Origin of the sequence: Chryseobacterium artocarpi (genome assembly GCF_001684975.1) — a bacterium.
Lineage (GTDB): Bacteria > Bacteroidota > Bacteroidia > Flavobacteriales > Weeksellaceae > Chryseobacterium > Chryseobacterium artocarpi.
On sequence record NZ_MAYH01000023.1, the window covers coordinates 533,961 to 550,861 of the forward strand.

At 34.5% G+C, this 16,901-nt stretch carries 15 protein-coding genes; 8 read left to right on the top strand and 7 right to left on the bottom strand.

The genetic code is table 11. The features are described 5' to 3' along the window. The first annotated feature begins 12 nt into the window (after positions 1–12). Together BBI01_RS10485 and BBI01_RS10490 are read left to right on the top strand one after the other, a co-directional pair. Positions 13–459: a phosphohydrolase gene (locus tag BBI01_RS10485; RefSeq protein WP_065394609.1), complete on the top strand. Its 447-nt coding sequence runs from the start codon at positions 13–15 to the stop codon at positions 457–459. Positions 460–469: 10 nt separating this feature from the next. Continuing rightward, positions 470–2,521, top strand: a complete 2,052-nt coding sequence (locus BBI01_RS10490) for a M48 family metalloprotease (protein WP_065394610.1) — start codon at positions 470–472, stop codon at positions 2,519–2,521. Here the strand turns inward: BBI01_RS10490 and BBI01_RS10495 are convergent. Together BBI01_RS10495 and BBI01_RS10500 are read right to left on the bottom strand one after the other, a co-directional pair. Continuing rightward, entirely contained in the window at positions 2,518–3,234 is a 717-nt protein-coding gene (locus tag BBI01_RS10495; RefSeq protein WP_065394611.1) for a DUF2490 domain-containing protein, read from the bottom strand. The two genes, BBI01_RS10490 and BBI01_RS10495, sit on opposite strands and share 4 nt — an antisense overlap. Before the next feature lie 82 nt (positions 3,235–3,316). Beyond that, positions 3,317–5,128 carry a TonB-dependent receptor plug domain-containing protein gene (locus BBI01_RS10500; protein ID WP_065394612.1) on the bottom strand — a complete coding sequence of 604 codons (1,812 nt, stop codon included), beginning with the start codon at positions 5,126–5,128 and terminating at the stop codon, positions 3,317–3,319. 634 nt (positions 5,129–5,762) lie between these two features. Between BBI01_RS10500 and uvrA the strand changes: the two genes are divergently transcribed. The 3 genes from uvrA to BBI01_RS10515 all read left to right on the top strand — a co-directional run bounded on the left by uvrA (position 5,763) and on the right by BBI01_RS10515 (position 10,150). Continuing rightward, positions 5,763–8,555: an excinuclease ABC subunit UvrA gene (gene uvrA / locus BBI01_RS10505; protein ID WP_065394832.1), complete on the top strand. Its 2,793-nt coding sequence runs from the start codon at positions 5,763–5,765 to the stop codon at positions 8,553–8,555. Between the two features lie 179 nt (positions 8,556–8,734). Next, positions 8,735–9,523, top strand: a complete 789-nt coding sequence (locus BBI01_RS10510) for an alpha/beta hydrolase family protein (RefSeq protein WP_065394833.1) — start codon at positions 8,735–8,737, stop codon at positions 9,521–9,523. Positions 9,524–9,913: 390 nt separating this feature from the next. Further along, positions 9,914–10,150: a hypothetical protein gene (locus tag BBI01_RS10515; protein ID WP_065394613.1), complete on the top strand. Its 237-nt coding sequence runs from the start codon at positions 9,914–9,916 to the stop codon at positions 10,148–10,150. A gap of 150 nt (positions 10,151–10,300) precedes the next feature. On the opposite strand, the gene BBI01_RS10520 is transcribed toward BBI01_RS10515, so the two are convergent. Then, a complete protein-coding gene (locus BBI01_RS10520) occupies positions 10,301–10,933 on the bottom strand; it encodes an NAD(P)H-dependent oxidoreductase (RefSeq protein WP_065394614.1) in 633 nt (210 codons plus the stop codon). 187 nt (positions 10,934–11,120) lie between these two features. Between BBI01_RS10520 and BBI01_RS10525 the strand changes: the two genes are divergently transcribed. Beyond that, a complete protein-coding gene (locus BBI01_RS10525; RefSeq protein ID WP_228393980.1) occupies positions 11,121–11,501 on the top strand; it encodes a winged helix-turn-helix transcriptional regulator in 381 nt (126 codons plus the stop codon). Between the two features lie 20 nt (positions 11,502–11,521). On the opposite strand, the gene BBI01_RS10530 is transcribed toward BBI01_RS10525, so the two are convergent. From BBI01_RS10530 to BBI01_RS10540, 3 genes are all read right to left on the bottom strand, one after another. Continuing rightward, positions 11,522–12,286 carry a hypothetical protein gene (locus BBI01_RS10530; protein ID WP_065394616.1) on the bottom strand — a complete coding sequence of 255 codons (765 nt, stop codon included), beginning with the start codon at positions 12,284–12,286 and terminating at the stop codon, positions 11,522–11,524. A 1-nt stretch (position 12,287) separates the two neighbouring features. Further along, on the bottom strand, positions 12,288–12,776 hold the full coding sequence (locus BBI01_RS10535) for a MarR family winged helix-turn-helix transcriptional regulator (protein ID WP_065394617.1): 489 nt from the start codon (positions 12,774–12,776) through the stop codon (positions 12,288–12,290). A 139-nt stretch (positions 12,777–12,915) separates the two neighbouring features. Continuing rightward, complete coding sequence (locus tag BBI01_RS10540; protein ID WP_065394618.1) at positions 12,916–13,764, bottom strand: AraC family transcriptional regulator; 849 nt, start codon at positions 13,762–13,764, stop codon at positions 12,916–12,918. Positions 13,765–13,837: 73 nt separating this feature from the next. Here BBI01_RS10540 and BBI01_RS10545 point away from each other — a divergent pair, with 73 nt between their 5' ends. Together BBI01_RS10545 and BBI01_RS10550 are read left to right on the top strand one after the other, a co-directional pair. Further along, positions 13,838–15,217: an MFS transporter gene (locus tag BBI01_RS10545; protein ID WP_065394619.1), complete on the top strand. Its 1,380-nt coding sequence runs from the start codon at positions 13,838–13,840 to the stop codon at positions 15,215–15,217. A 39-nt stretch (positions 15,218–15,256) separates the two neighbouring features. After that, complete coding sequence (locus tag BBI01_RS10550; protein ID WP_065394620.1) at positions 15,257–15,646, top strand: hypothetical protein; 390 nt, start codon at positions 15,257–15,259, stop codon at positions 15,644–15,646. 62 nt (positions 15,647–15,708) lie between these two features. On the opposite strand, the gene BBI01_RS10555 is transcribed toward BBI01_RS10550, so the two are convergent. After that, on the bottom strand, positions 15,709–16,866 hold the full coding sequence (locus BBI01_RS10555) for an MFS transporter (protein WP_065394621.1): 1,158 nt from the start codon (positions 16,864–16,866) through the stop codon (positions 15,709–15,711). Between the last annotated feature and the right edge of the window lie 35 nt (positions 16,867–16,901).

Below are 16,901 nucleotides of genomic sequence, written 5' to 3' on the forward strand. Positions count from 1 at the left end.
TTTCTTAGAAAAATGACAAAAGAAGAATTACTGAATAAAGCAATCAAAATCGCTGATAAGGCACATAAAGGACAAACGGATAAATATCACGCTCCATATATAGGACATGTAATGCGTGTAATGGAATACGGAAAGACAATTGATGAAAAAATTGTTGGTGTTTTACATGATGTTGTAGAAGATCATCCGTTGGAGTTCAGCCTGGATTATTTAAGGTCTGAAGGTTTTCCTGAATATATGATTTTTGCCATCAGCTGCCTGACAAAGTTTGATCCTGAAGAAGACTATGATGATTTTATTAAAAGAACAGAGAGATCTCTTCTGTCTGTTGCTGTAAAAATCAATGATCTTCGTGATAATATGGATCTTAGGAGAGTAAACAGAGAGCTTACTCCCAAAGACATTAAAAGGTTTAATAAATATCTTAAAGCCTATCGCTATCTAGTAGAAAAATATTAACAAAAACACAATGACTAATAACCTGCCTAAAATTTCAAAAGCTTATCAATCTAAGCTTATTTCCGCTATTGTATCAGTATCAGTTTTTTTTCTGATGTACTTAATACTTATTGTAGCTTCTCTTTTCATGGTCTTTCTCTTAGGCTATGGTGCTATAAAGCTGTTAAGTATTAACACAAATTATTTTACTCTTTTCGGGGCGGCAGGATTATTTAGTGTTGGGATTTTTGTGTTTATATTCCTTGTCAGGTTTATTTTCAGGAAAAATAATTACAGTACTCGTCATTTGATAGAAGTAACACGTACTCATCAACCGCAACTCTTCACCATGATTGATGAAATTGTAGCGGAAACAAAAGTACAATCTCCCAAAAAGGTATTTCTGTCTCCTGATGTAAATGCCAGTGTCAGTTATAACTCTGTATTCTGGAGTATGTTTTTACCTGTAAAAAAGAATCTGACCATCGGAATTGGGCTAATCAATACTACCAGTGTTGGAGAACTGAGAACGATCCTAGCTCATGAGTTTGGGCATTTCTCACAAAGAAGTATGAAAATCGGAGGTTACGTTAATCAGGCTGAAAAAATTATTTTTGAAACGGTATACAACAACAAGGAGTACGAAAATTTCATTATGGAATTTGCCGGAGGAAATCTTATTTTTAAGTTTTTCGGGCACATTTCAGTAGGCTTTATCAGTGCATTTCAATCTATCCTCAAAGGAATTTCCACTTTTCTTTTCAGAAACCATGCTTCTCTTCAAAGAGAAATGGAATATCATGCTGATGCTATTGCTACCTTTGTTACCAACCCTGAAGAACAGGCATCATCATTACTAAGACTGGAACTAAGTGATGCTGCCTTGAACTACTCTATCAATTTTTATATTGAAAGCAATCAAAAATATCAACCTCAAAACCTTTATCAGAATCAGGATTCACTGATGAAAATTTTCAGTGAAAGAAATAATCATCCATACATAAACGGGCTTCCTAAGATAGATCTGGAGGATACTACCCGTTATAATAAATCAAGGATAGAAATTGAAGATCAATGGGCATCTCACCCGGATATCGCTAAAAGAATTGAAAAAATAAAAACAAACCCATCTAAAAATACAATTCCTGATCCGAGACTGGCACGAGAAATTATTCAAGGATTTGACAGTATTTCTGCAACCATGACCAAAAAGTATCTGACGCTCTTACAAATAAAAAATGTTGGGGAATTTATTGATGATGAAAGCTTTGTTCAATATTATCTGAGCCAAAGTTCTTATCATGATTCAAACTCCAGTTTCAATGGATATTATGACAGATACAACCCTGTTTTAGAAAATATTGATGATCTTGTTCTGGTAACCGGTTCTTATGATAAAACAGCTCTTTTCAGTGATAAAAAAGTTTCATTAGTGTATGAAAAAATAGGAATAGAAAATGATTTGCAGACTTTAAACTATCTGATGTCCCATCCAAAAGAAATAAAAACATTTAGGTTTGATGGCAGCTTATATCGGTCACAGGATGCCAAAAGTCTTATACCCAAACTTGAAGAAGAATTAAAAAAACTAAAGGATGAGCTCAATGAAAATGACAAAGCCATTTTTCAGCATTATTATAAAGAATCAGATGAAAACAATAAGGTAAATCTTATCAATAAATATAAAAAATTTGCAGCGATAGATCGTGAGTTTGATGACTTTTATAGCAGTCTTAATGAATTTATGACCTATGTACAGTTTATGACTGTAACACTGCCTTTTGAGGAAATTCGTACACACAGAGCTAAATTACTGAAGGCAGAAAAACCCTTTAAACAAAAAATAAGAAGTCTTCTTGAAAATTCAGTTTATGGAGAATCTTTAACAACTGAGGACAGAACTCTTTTTCAGCAGTATGCAGATGCCGAATACATATATTTTAATAATGATCACTATCTTGAGGATGAAGTTAAAGTTCTTTCATCTCTTATTGAAAGATACCAGGCATTATTGAACGAATACTATTTAAGCTCTAAACAGGAATTATTAAATCTACAGATAGAACTGGATAAGGTTTCTTAATCTGCCCCAGGGAAATCATACGTCTTCACGTGATGATCTGTGCCATCGATATTGATGTTTAAGGCTAGATAAATGAAATGTAAGTTCTTGTTTCCTTTTGCTTCAAATTCACGCTGCCAAAGGTAACCGCTCACAATACCAAAGTAGTCATCGATCTGATAGCCGAAACCGCCATATACTCTATTTCTGGCAAAAGTAGGCTTCATTGGGCTTACAAGGAATATTTCATCATAAGCATTCGCGAAGATCGTTCCTTTCTGAATGGTTTTTGAATTCAGAGGAACACTCACATTCAAACGATAACGATAACGCATTCTTTGGGAAGTCTTGTCAATTTGTGGTTCATAAAACCAGCTTTTTTCTGCACGGAAACGGTTTTCAAATTTTACGATTCCTTTTTTGATATCAATAACATCCTGAAGCCATACCCTGAACTCTTCCCTGCTTAATTGGTGGTCTTTATAATTAACATATCTTCCAAGACCTACAAAAGGTTTATGATTTTTAGTAAGGTTATATCCCAATCCCCCCTTTATCTCATAATAATCCGGATAAGTGTAATCTTCATTACCTCGTAATTGACCTTCTCCATAAATGAAAAATTTTGGATGAAACTTGTAAGTTAAAGTCACGGCATTGAAGCTGGAGATGTGCTCTTGTGCTTTAAATAAAGATAAACTTAAAAGTAGACTTATTCCTAAAAGACGTTTCATACAAAATTTTTGCAAATGTAGATTTTTTAATGTTTTTTTAATATTTTTTTAATATTAACTTTCATTAATATCAAGTTAACAATTATTTAATATCAATAGTATAAGAAAACCCAATATGGAACCATCTTTGAGGCATTTGTACGCCAAATGCTTCCGTATATTTTGTATTGGTAACATTATTAATTAAAACATAGACAGAATAATCTTTTTTAGTGAAGCTTAACTTCTCATCCAGCAGCTGATAAGTCCCTAAATTTACCCTCTCATTATATCTGTACGCAACTTCATTGGTGAAATGTTTAAGAAACTTAAGTTCCAGTTTTGTAATGAACTGATGTCTCAGATTGTCCAGAATATACCTTGAAACAGACTCATTCGGCTCGTTATATTTGCTGTCGATATAAGTATATCCAACAGTATATTTAAGCCAATCCAATACTCTGTGATTAACTTCAGCTTCTACTCCTTTCACCTTGATGTCTCCCACATTTCCGGCAAACCAAGTAGTATCATTAATATCATTTTTAATCCAGTCAATAGAGTTTTTTGAATCTCTTAAAAACCCACTCACTTTCGCTAAAAGGTTTTTATTCTGATATTGATATCCTATTTCTGATGAGATTGCATTCTCAGGTCGTAAATTCGGATTTCCATGCTCGGTTGGACTTATATAATAAAGTTCTGTAAAGGTAGGAACACGATGCACTTTGGCAATATTTCCGTAGATTTTACTATTAGGAGTAAAGTTGTATCCTACATCTAGCCCCGGATAGAAAAAGTTTCCTTCTTTGGAATAATTTGCCCACGAAATCCCCGGACTGATGTTTAATTTTTTATCAAATAATGAGAAATGGTGCTCGAAGAAAACCTGAGAAACAAAACGATTCGGATTTCCAAGGTTGCTGCTCACCAAAAGTTCTTTTCTCAATTCCACACCTACTCCGGTTGTTCCCAATCCCCATTGATAGCTGGAATTTACTTCTCCACCTACATTATTTCCGATGTGCATATTTCTGTACCCATTAGGATTTTGTCTGGTATAAAGGTACATATCCTGTCCTCTTCTCCAGTACACATTGGAATTAAGCTTTAGCTTCCCAAAAGTCTGCTGATGTGCCACACTCACAATGGAAGCCTGCATTTCTTCATATTGGTCTCTTGCCTTACTTGATGCATAAAAACCATTTGCCCCGAATTTCTTCTCAGAAAAGCCTGCCTGAATTCTAACATCACCATCTTTAATATTCAGCTTTCCCTGGTAGAATACATTTCTGATCTCATAATCTGTATTATACATATATCCTTGTGATGCAGAAGAATTTGCCTGAAGCGTATTAGAAAATTTTTCATTTCCCATCTGCGCATTGAAGCCCAATCCGTAAGAGCCGTTATCACCACCTTCAGCGCTTATCTTTACTCTTTTTCCAATATGTGCTCTTGTAATAACATTGATTACACCGGCATAGGCATTCTGTCCGAAACGTCGAGCTGCAGGACCTTTTATGATTTCTATTTTTTCTACATCTTCTAGATCCACGGGAAGGTTCATAGAATTATGTCCTGTCTGGGAATCATTCATTCTAACCCCGTTCAATAGTAATAAAACCTGTTCAAAAGAACTTCCACGGAATCCGATATCACTCTGTACTCCATTCGCTCCTCTCCTTCTGATATCCATTCCCGGAACCTGCTGAAGGATCTCATCAATACTTTTGGAAGGAGAATTTGCTATTTCTTCTTTAGTAATTACCGTAATATTCTGATTGGCACTTTTATATGGTGTAGAAATAAATTTCCCCTGAAATTCAATGCTTTCTATATCCGTTGTCTTTTCCTGTGCATTTACCCAAAGTAAAGATCCCAGAAAAAAAGCACTTCCTATCTTTTTGATCATAATCGTTTCCGTAGTTTTCTTTTAACAGGATTCAAAAGTAAGGGAGTTCACCAAGACAGGCAAATGATACTTGTCATAAAAAAGACACAGCATTCGGGCTGTGTCAAGTTTTTTTCTGAGGGAGTAATTTTATCTTTTTCTCATTAAATGTGTAACTAGATCTCTGAATAATTTTCTCATTTCTATATTACATATTTATGAATGCAATTTTAAATAATTTTAAAACATAAAACAATACCTTAATAAAAAAACACAAACACATTCTCTGAGCTATTTATAGCAAGAACAATTAACAAAATAAGTCCACTAAATTCGATTATATTTTGCTTTTTCAGACACAATATTTTACACTTTACATCTTATTTTTCTATTCAACATATATAATTTTAGAAATATGACAAGCATAAAATTTTCACTAAAAATTTCGTAATTTTGTGGGTCTTAATTTTACGATGAAAGCATTCTTTTTCAATTGTATTTTCGGATAACATTTTTTTATATGTTGTCTCTAATCATATGATTCAGAAGTTGATTTACAAGTTCAATTGATGACACGCCCGGATAATTCCCAGGCAAAGCACCATTAAACTGACGGCAATATTGCTGCACAGTTACTTTTATGAATAAACAAAATATGGCTAATACTACAGAAATAGACATAAAAAAACAGATTTTCGTTAAGAACGCGCATCTTAACAATCTGAAACATATAGATGTACTGATTCCTAAAAACAAACTGATTGTTATTACAGGAGTTTCAGGAAGTGGGAAATCATCTCTTGCTTTTGATACTATTTATGCAGAAGGACAAAGAAGATACGTAGAAAGTTTGAGTTCCTATGCCCGTCAGTTCTTGGGTAAATTAGAAAAGCCTAAAGTTGATGACATTAAAGGTCTTGCTCCATCCATTGCAATTCAACAAAAAGTAATTTCATCCAATCCGCGTTCTACGGTGGGAACTTCTACCGAGATTTATGATTATATGAAACTTTTGTTTGCAAGGATCGGAAAAACTTTTTCTCCGGTTTCTGGAGAAGAAGTGAAGAAAGATTCAGTTTCTGATGTGGTTGATTTTATCAAGGCTTCAAAAAAGGATACTTCTTTTCTATTGACAGCACCATTAGAATATGATCTTGACAATTTTAAAGAAACTTTAAATATTTTAAAACTTGCAGGTTTTACAAGGCTTGAGATCAATGGAAATGTAGCAGGAATTGAAGATCTTGAAAGTTTCGGTTTTGCTCCGGAAAAAGGGATGACAATTAATCTTGTTATTGACCGTTTTTCCTATGAAGAAGACGAAAGTTTTTTACAACGACTTGCCGACTCTATTCAAATGGCATTTTATGAAGGACGAGGATATTGTTCTTTAAAAAATACAGACACTGAAAAAGTAAAAGAATTCTCCAATAAGTTTGAGCTGGATGGAATTGAGTTTCTTGAACCTAATGTACATTTTTTCAGTTTCAATAATCCTTACGGAGCTTGTCCGGCTTGCGAGGGCTACGGAAAAGTAATAGGAATTGATGAAGATCTTGTGATTCCTAATAAAACTTTATCTATTTATGAAGATGCCGTTGTATCCTGGAGAGGTGAAACGATGAGTGAATGGAAAAAAGACTTTATAAAGAAAGCAGGAGACTTCCCTATTCATAAACCTTACCACCAATTAACCAAGGAACAAAAGAATTTCCTTTGGAAAGGTGACGGTAAAAGTACTTTCCCAAGCATCAATAATTTCTTCAAGATGCTTGAAGAAAACCTTTATAAGATTCAATATAGAGTAATGCTTTCCCGTTACAGAGGAAAAACTCTTTGCCCTACATGTGAAGGTTTAAGATTACGTGAAGAAACAAGCTGGGTAAAAGTTGACGGACATAACATTCAATCTATGATTGAACTTCCGCTTGATGAACTGGCTCCAATGATCAACAACTTACAATTATCAGATCACGATAAAGAAGTTGCGAAAAGACTTTTATACGAAATCACAACCCGTCTGGAATTTTTATTAAAGGTTGGTTTAGGATATTTAACATTAAACAGAACATCCAATACCCTTTCCGGAGGAGAAAGTCAGAGAATTAATCTGGCAACAAGCTTAGGAAGTTCTTTGGTAGGTTCCATTTATATATTAGATGAACCTTCCATCGGATTACACTCTAAAGACACAGAAAACCTCATCGGAGTCCTTAAAAGCCTTCGTGACCTTGGAAATACAGTTATTGTTGTAGAACACGATGAAGATGTGATGCATGCAGCCGATTATATCATCGATATTGGTCCGGAAGCGGGTTACCTTGGTGGAGAACTGGTATTTGCCGGAGATTATAAAGATCTGAAAAAAGCAAATACTTTAACATCAGAATATCTTACAGGAAGATTGGAAATAGAAGTTCCGAAGAAACGTAGGAAAGCAAAAGAATGGATTCATATTAAAGGTGCTCGTCAGAATAACCTTAAAAATATAGATGTAGACGTTCCTTTAGAAAGTCTGACCGTAATTTCGGGAGTTTCAGGAAGTGGAAAATCTACTTTGATGAAAGAAATTCTTACCAATGATATTCAAATTCAATTGGGAATGGGTGGTAAGAAAGGAGACTATGATTCTGTAGAATTCCCGAAAAAACTCATCAAAAATATTGAACTGATTGACCAGAATCCTATTGGAAAATCTTCTCGTTCAAATCCTGTAACCTATCTGAAAGCTTATGATGACATCCGTGATCTTTTTGCAAAGCAGAAGGTTGCCAAAATGATGGGCTACAAACCCAAACATTTCTCTTTCAACGTAGATGGCGGAAGATGTGATGAATGTAAAGGTGAAGGAGTCATCAATGTTTCAATGCAGTTCATGGCTGATATTGAGCTTGAATGTGAGGTTTGTAAAGGAACACGATTCAAAAGTGAAATCCTTGAAGTGAAATTTGATGAGAAAAGCATCTCTGATATCCTTCACATGACTGTGGATGAAGCATTGGCATTCTTTAAAGATAATAATGAAGAAAAGATTGTTACCAAACTGAGACCTTTACAGGAAGTTGGTTTAGGATATTTACAGTTAGGACAAAGCTCTTCTACCCTTTCCGGCGGTGAAGCACAACGTGTAAAGCTTGCCTCATTCCTTGTAAAAGGAGTGACGACGGATAAAACATTATTTATCTTTGATGAACCTTCTACAGGTCTACATTTCCATGATATTCAGAAATTACTGAAGTCATTACAGGCATTGATTGATCTGGGACATTCCGTAATTGTTATTGAACATCAGCCTGATATTATCAAATGTGCCGATTATATTATTGATATTGGTCCGGAGGCAGGAAAATATGGTGGTGAAGTTGTTTTTGCAGGAACACCTGAAGATTTAACGAAAAATAAAAAGTCTTACACCGCAAAATACATCAAGGAAAAACTTGAAAAATAAATACAGACAGGGAGCCAATGAGCTCTCTGTTTTCATTTTAGCCAAGCTGATTTAATTTTTAATTTTTTACCACGAAGGCATGTGTTTCTTTTATTAGTCGTGTATCTGTCCAATAATAAAGTTTGTATATTAGGATTAGATTAAAACTTATCTTGGTACAACTTATAACCCGTGTAAATATGAGATATATCCAAACACTCATTCCTTTTTCTTCTTTTTTATTTCTTATCAATTGTTCTGTCAAGAAAAATATCAGTTCAGATAAAGACTATGAAGTTAAACGAGACACTTTAACCTTTTTTGACCAAAGCAGAAACAGGAAGATTCCCGTTGCTTATTATTTACCTAAAACCAGTAAGAAAATCCAGAATCAACAGATTATTATCTTTAATCATGGTTATGGATTCAACAAAGGCGGAGATTATTTTGTCTATTCTTACCTGACTGAAAAGCTGGCTTCAAAAGGATATTTTACGGTAAGCATTCAACATGAACAAAGCACGGATCAACTTTTACCAACGGAAGGAAACCTGCAAATTGTAAGAAGACCTTTCTGGCAAAACGGTTCTGATAATCTACTTTTTGTATTAAACGAACTCAAGAAATCAAACCCGGAACTTGATTACAAACATCTTACTTTGATTGGACATTCTAATGGCGGTGATATGGTGGCTTTATTCGGAAATCAATACCCTAATTTAGTATATAAGATCATCACAATGGATAACCGAAGAATGTTTCTTCCCAGAACCTCTGTTCCTAAGATATATTCTTTACGTTCCAATGACTATCCTGCTGATGAAGGAGTTCTTCCGACTCAAACTGAACAGGAAAAATACAAGATGATCATACAGCCTACCTCAATCAATCATAGTCATATGGACAATAAAGGAAATGATGAGGAAAAGAAAGTATTAAGTGAATTTATCTTGAAATATCTTGATGAACAAGACCTTAGCAAAGGATAACCGCAAAGAAGTGGATCATAGAATAAATTCAGATATTTTCAATAAAAGTAGAAAACTTGTAAATTTTAACATTAAATTCATATATTGTATTAAAAATATCACTACATTTACTATGTAATAAACATCGAAGTGGAAACTTTATTTGCTTTTCTTACTACTATTGAAATTGCAATTAAATTTGAAATAAAAATTTAAGCACAGCATTGTCGGCTGTGCTTTTTATTGTTGTCTAATTAAAAAAATGAGATGTCTTATCTACTGAATCTACTCCTAAAGAGTAGATTCTTTTATTTTAATCATCCTGTTTGCTCGGAAATCGCTAGAGTAATATTAAACTTTGAATAAGATTCACGATCTTTGCCCGAAAATTAATGTACAGAAGCCTGAAGAATGGAAGAATTTGAATTACCTGTAACTTATAAAGGGCAAGATTTGCTTTTCAATGTAAGACTAGCCACATTCACCTATGGTTATAAATTCTATGTAGAAATAGATGATAATGAAGTGGTTTTTGAACGGGATGATGAAGGGAATCTACGAGCAATAGTTCCGGAAGTGACTTCTAGTACAACAATAGAAAAAGGACTTATTGAAGCTATTATTGAAGTTTTCAGCAACTCATTGTAAGCCTGAAAGCTTTAAGAGTTTTACCAATAATAGCTTCCTAAATACGTTGGAAATCATCCAAACCTTTTGGCAATAAATTCTACCTTTAAATACGTTCTATACATGAAAGGAGATCACTAAGACCTCCTTTACTTTTATACTTATTTGCTTTTAATGAAGCTCAACAAAAAGTTCTTCGTTCGATCTTCTTACTTTCTTCAGTTTTCCCCACCAGTCACTGTCTTCATCTTTATATCCTAATGCCAACATTACGGAACTTTTTAGCCCCTGTTCCGGCAGATTAAGTAATTCATCCACAGCAGCATTATCAAAACCTTCAATAGGGGTTGCATCAATTTTAAGATCTGCTGCCGCCAGCAAACCAAATCCCAACGCAATATAAGTCTGTTGTGATGAATTGAGGAAATGATCTGCTTTTGTTTTCTTACTTAACATACCCAATAAATTCAGACGGTAATCATCTGTAGCTTCAGAAGGTAAATTTCTTTCTTTGTTACTGAACTCAAAAAAAGAATCTACTCTTTCCTGGGTATATTCGTCCCATGCAGCAAAAACCAGAATATGAGACGCCTGAACAATCTGCTGTTGCTGACAGGATATCGGCTGTAGTTTTTCCCTCAGGTCTTTGTTCGTAATCACAAACACTTTAAAAGGTTGCAACCCCGAACTTGACGGAGCTAAGCGGATGGCATTTAACACTTGTTCTATTTTATCTTTCTCAATAACATTTCCGTTGTAACTTTTTGTAGCAGACCGCCAATGTAATGCTTCCTGTAATGACATAATTTAAAATTTTACTTATTGTACTCTGAAAGACGACCATTATTTTTGTGTTCCTCTTCCCTATTTCTACTCTGCAAAGTTAGTCTGTTTCCAGTTGCAATAAGATACCTGTTACCTTTTAGTAACCAGTTACCCAGAAGTAACCAAGTAGCTTTTTGGGGTATTCTGTCAAATCAAATTTGTAAATTTGAAATATAATTCTCAAAGCATGAAAAAAGAAAAGATAGAGCTGGATACTGAATGTAAAAGCCACATCCGTGGCGTAAGAGACACTATCTATTTACTTGATGGAAAATGGAAAACTATTATCATCAGTCATTTGTATTATACTGGAAAAATGCGTTTTATGGATCTGAAAAGACAAATTGATGGTATCGCTGCCAAAACTCTGTCAAAAGAATTGAAAGTTTTAGAAATGAACAATCTAGTAAAACGCACCCAAAATAATACAATGCCAGTAACCGTTGATTACGAGCTCACAGAATTTGGGAAAAGTCTGCAGGGCATCATTGACACTATGGGAGAATGGGGAATAAAATACAGAAAAGAGTTGCTACAGAATGAATAATATTTACGTAAACATTTTCCTTAATCAAAAATCACATAGTTTACCTTATCTACACCTGTATTTCCTGTTTTTGCATGATAAGCATATAAAATAAGTTCATAATTTCCAGCTGTAGTAATAACATCACTTCCTTCAAATAGATTAGTGGAAACCCATGACATATCAACATTCTTAATAAACTTTCCGTCTTTCTTCAAGATCCCTTTCACTTCAATCTCATCAGAATTCCAGACACCTCCTTTTTCGATCACACAACCGCACATCATCACAACATTTGCCTGAAACAGGAATGGTTTATTTTTGATCGTATTCAATCCGATATATTGATGAGTTCTGGGCTTCAGAATATCAATAATGTATCCAGGGATTTCAAGAATAATCCCTTCTCCTACGATATTTTTTCCGGGGATCAGCCACATTTCTGTGCTTACAACAGCTTGCGCTTGTTTATTATTTAGTGGAGAAATCGCTTCTATGGTTACAAATGTAGGCTCATCAATGTCTACGGTTGCCAAAAAACCTCCCGTTTGCTCATCAGCAATTGAGTTTCCTCTTACCTTAGGCGTTTTCATGATCAAATCTGTGTTTCCTGTACTTCCGGTAGTATTTCCTTCTGCCAAAATCTGTTGATTCAGCTTATTTCTGATAATGATATGAGCTCCACCAAGAGAACTTCCAATAAACTTAGCATCCTTTGCTTTTGCTCTGATCATCACCTTCGTCTCTGTAGCAGAAACCATAAGACTGGAAAACAATAATGCAGTAGCAAGAAAAAGTGTTTTCATATTATATTGATTTTAAATATTCATTTTTAAAACGATGATGGAAAGATTCATTTTTCAGCTCCTGATCTATAGCATCCAAATAAGAAAAAACAGACAGGTCCTCTGCTAATAATTTTAAAATAGCTTTTTCACAACTATCCCAGATCTTTTCCAGCTGAGGAAGCATTTCTATAGCTTTGGGAGAAAGTGAAATCATCTGCTTTCGTTTATCTGTCTTATCTTTTGTGATCATGAGATAGCCTTTCTCTGTCATTTTCTTTATTATCACCACCACAGACGGATGAGAATATCCCAATGGTTCAGCAATATCTGTAATAGAGATTTCTCCTCTTTTTTGCAGTAACATAAAAACGAGATACCAGTTCGGTTCTACATCTACACCAAACTCCTTATAGAATTTCCTTACATCGTGTGACATCCGGTCGCTGATCCTTTTTAGTCTGCTATCCAATGCTTTGTATCCTAATTCTTTAATAAAGTCAAAATCCATCTTAAAAATATTTAATGTAAATATATAAAAAATACATAGTCAACTATATAGTTAATTATATTATTTACCAATTAATTTAAAATCATAAAAATCAACAGCTTATAAAAACAAAAAAAGAATAGCTTTTACAACTACTCTTTTATTTATTTCTCTTTCTGAATTCTCCGGGTGTAATCCCTCTATATTTCTTAAAAAGCTTGGAAAGATGGCTTTCATCACTGAACTGGAGCTCATAAGCAATCTCACTAAGCCGAACACTGCTGTATTTCAGATATGTTTCTACCAGCTTCATTCTATAATCCAACAAGTAATCTTGATAGGAAACACCTGTTTGCTGCTTAAAATATTCCCCGAAATAATTCCCTGAAATTCCAAAATGATCTGCAATAGTCTGAATTCCTGTCTTTTCTCTATCCTTTATATTTTGTTGAATATAAGTGATAATCTTCATAATAGAGAAAGCCTTTCTATTTTCCTGTAAATCTGAAGTTTCGCTTTGAATGATATTTCGCGCAATGAGGTTAAGAAGAATAGAAATACAATTTCGGATAATAAGATAATCCTCTGCTCTATTTTTAAACTCTCTGGAAATCTGAAGAATAAGCGTCTCTGCAAAATCTTCATCATTCTTGTTTCTGAAAACACATCCGGCACGGGCGTGGTAATTATTGCTGATGTATTGTAGTTTATATAGATTTTCACAACTTTCAATGCGGTCTGCTTCCAAACGGATTTTATCAATAAACTCAATAGGACATTCAATGCTGATCAAAGCGGCATCTTCACTTTCAAAACAATAAGACTGCTGCTGCGGAATAATAAAAAGCTTTCTTTCTGTAAACTCAATATTCCTTTCGTCATACAGCAATTCACCTTTACCTTTAACAATATAGACAAATGAAAGAAATGACTTTGTATTGAAGACAATTTTTTCTCCTGCAAGCTCTATTTCCTTCACTTTTATCCCTTCAAGATGTAATCCTTTCATATGAACACTATATTTTCCTCCAAAAGTACAATTTTACCAGAATGTACAGAGGTTAATTTTGCATAAAAAAATTATGAACACTTATCCAAAACGATGGCAGGCGCTCAATTTCTTAATTGCCGGAGCTTTTCTTTCACCATTGGATTATTTTATTGTGAATATGGCACTCCCTTCTATCAAGAATGCTTTCAAAGCAAATGATCATCAGTTGCAAATGGTAGTTGCTATCTATGGGCTTACTTATGCCGCGCTTGTGGTCTGTGGCGGAAGACTTGGGGATCTTTACGGACGGAAAAAAATTTTCACATTAGGGCTTTACACTTTCTTATTTTCCTCTCTTGCATGTGCTTTCTCTCCTACAGTTACATGGTTTATCATAGCGAGAATGTTTCAGGGAATCGGAGCATCATTACTTGCCCCTCAGGTTTTGGCATCTATAAAGGTTCTTTTCAATAGTCAGGAACAGCCTAAAGCGGTAAGTCTTTTCAGCTCTGTATTTGGACTTGCTTCTGTAATTGGGCAACTTCTTGGTGGGTTACTTCTCAGTATGCATTGGGGAAGTTTTTCATGGGAAATGGTATTCCTTGTGAATGTTCCTGTTACGATTCTCTGCATCACAGGAATTCACTTTACTATGGATAACAATCATAAGGAAAGGAATTCAGGAATTGATCTTAAAGGCTCTTTACTACTAATTATTTCATTATTAATGCTGATATTCCCAATTATTTTCGGACAGAAATACCATTGGACATTGTGGTTATTTGGTATTATGCTGATGGGTGCATTTTTATTGACTATCTTTTTAAGATATGAAATGAATCTGTTGAAAAATAATCAACCGATACTCGTGGATCCGACATTATTACAACATAAGCCCTTTGCATTATGTCTTTTAATCCTCTTTTTTTACAATTTTACGGCAGGTTTGTTTATTTGTTATCCTTATTATTTACAACAGTTTTTACATCAAACCTCTATGCAGACAGGACTTGCTATTATCCCTTATGGGCTTGCCTTTTTCCTGGGACCTTTGATTGTTTCTAAAGTAAAACTTTCACCTCATAAACTGATCTATATTGGTCTTTTACTCTTAATGGGGGGCTTTATTTTTACAGCATTGATCTTTCACTTTCAGGGAAAACCGTCTTTCATAAGTCATCTTACTTTATTCATGGCAGGATTAGGACATGGAACCATTATGCCGGTCATGATGCGTACAGCAATCACTTTTACCACAAAAGAAAAGGCAGGACAGGCATCTGGTCTGGTAAGCATCGGAATGCAGATAGGAAGTGTAACGGGAGGTGTTTTAGCAGGAACCTTATTCTTCAATCTGATTGAAACCCTTGGTTTTTCACAAGCTTTTGCATTCGCAATTGGATTTATTGGGGTTATTCAGATTATTGGAATATGGGGAAACAGCAAACTGGGAAAATATATTAACGGCTAATCTTTACAAACAATAAAAAATACTATAATTTTTAAATCTATGAACAACACAGAAAAAATCACCAAAGAATTAAATGAATTTTGTGAGAATATTGAAAAATGGTTTCGCGGTAATGAAAAGGATCAGGAAGCTTTATTTAAAAAAATTCTTTCAGGATTCTCTCCTGATTTCAAAATGATAAATGGAGACGGAAATACAGCAACTTTATCAATGTTTTCAGAATGGCTTCCCACTGTATTCGGAAAGTTCCCTGAACGAAGTGTACAAATTGAAAACATCCAGATTCATCACTCTGAACATCATGGATTGGCAACCTATACTGAAATTCAGACTACAGAAGACGTGACAAACAGACGAAAATCTTCAGCTGTTTTTGTTTTAAATGCAGAAAAAGCATTGTGGTTCCATCTTGTAGAAAACTGGATATAATACAATACGGACTGTTTTTAGAGCATCAAAATTCTAAAAACAGTCCGTTTATTTCTAATTTACTATTTATTTCTAAAAACAGCCATCTTTCCAGCCATAAAGGTCAATAAAATTCCGAAACAGGCAAAAAGTCCATAAGAATATCTAAGATCAAAAGCTTCCGCAATATATCCAATTAACGGAGGACCTATCAAAAAGCCTAAGAACGAAATACTGGATACAAATGATAATGCAATACTCGGCGCTACTGTATTTACTTTTCCAATAGTACTGTAAACTGAAGGTACGCTTAAAGATCCTCCCAACCCGACAATCATAAATGCAATAACACAAATCCATAGTTCAGGAAAGAAAATACTCAGGAAAAGTCCTGCGCTCATCATCATACCACAACACTGTAAAACCGTTCTTTTCCCATATTTTTCAATAATACGATTCCCAACGAATCTACCTAAAGTCATCATTAAAATAAAACTTGTATATCCCAATATAACAAGATTTTCCGGGGCTTTCACTATCGTTTGAAAATAGACACCGCTCCAGTCAAACATCGCACCTTCAATAGCCATACTCAAAAAACCAATGATTCCCAATCCTACCAATGTAGGGTTTACCGATTTAAAAATAGATCGCGTATTCGGCTCGGTTTTATGAATAATATTTGTCAGATGATTTCTACTGTATAACCAGATCAGCGTAACGAGGATAAAAATAAGTACAAAATGAGGAAATGTTTCCATTTTTAAGTTGATCACGAGCAAACCTACAACCGCACCAATCAATCCAGCGAAACACCAGGCACCATGATAAGATGAAAGCAATGTCCTTTTAGTTATTGATTCTATTTCGATTGCCTGCGTATTGACCGCAATATTGCAAAGATTTCCAAAAACACCGAAGAAGAATAAGACAACGCCCAAAATCCAGTAAGAAGGAGCAAGCCCAATCAATAAAAGAAAAGCAGGATACAGTAAAAAACAATATTTAATAACCCTACTGCTTCCATATTTACTGATCATTTTCCCTGACAAAACCATTGTGGACAACTGCCCAATAGGCATCAGAAGAAGAAGTGTTCCTAACTCTGCTTCATTGATGGAAAGAGCATTTTTAATGATAGGAATACGGCTTGCCCAGGAAGAAAAAACAAGTCCGTGAGCAAAAAAAAGTAAAAAACAAGCGCTAGGCATTTTGGCATTAAATGATTCTTTATCGTGCATGACAACAGTATATGATTAAAATTTCCGCTGCGAAG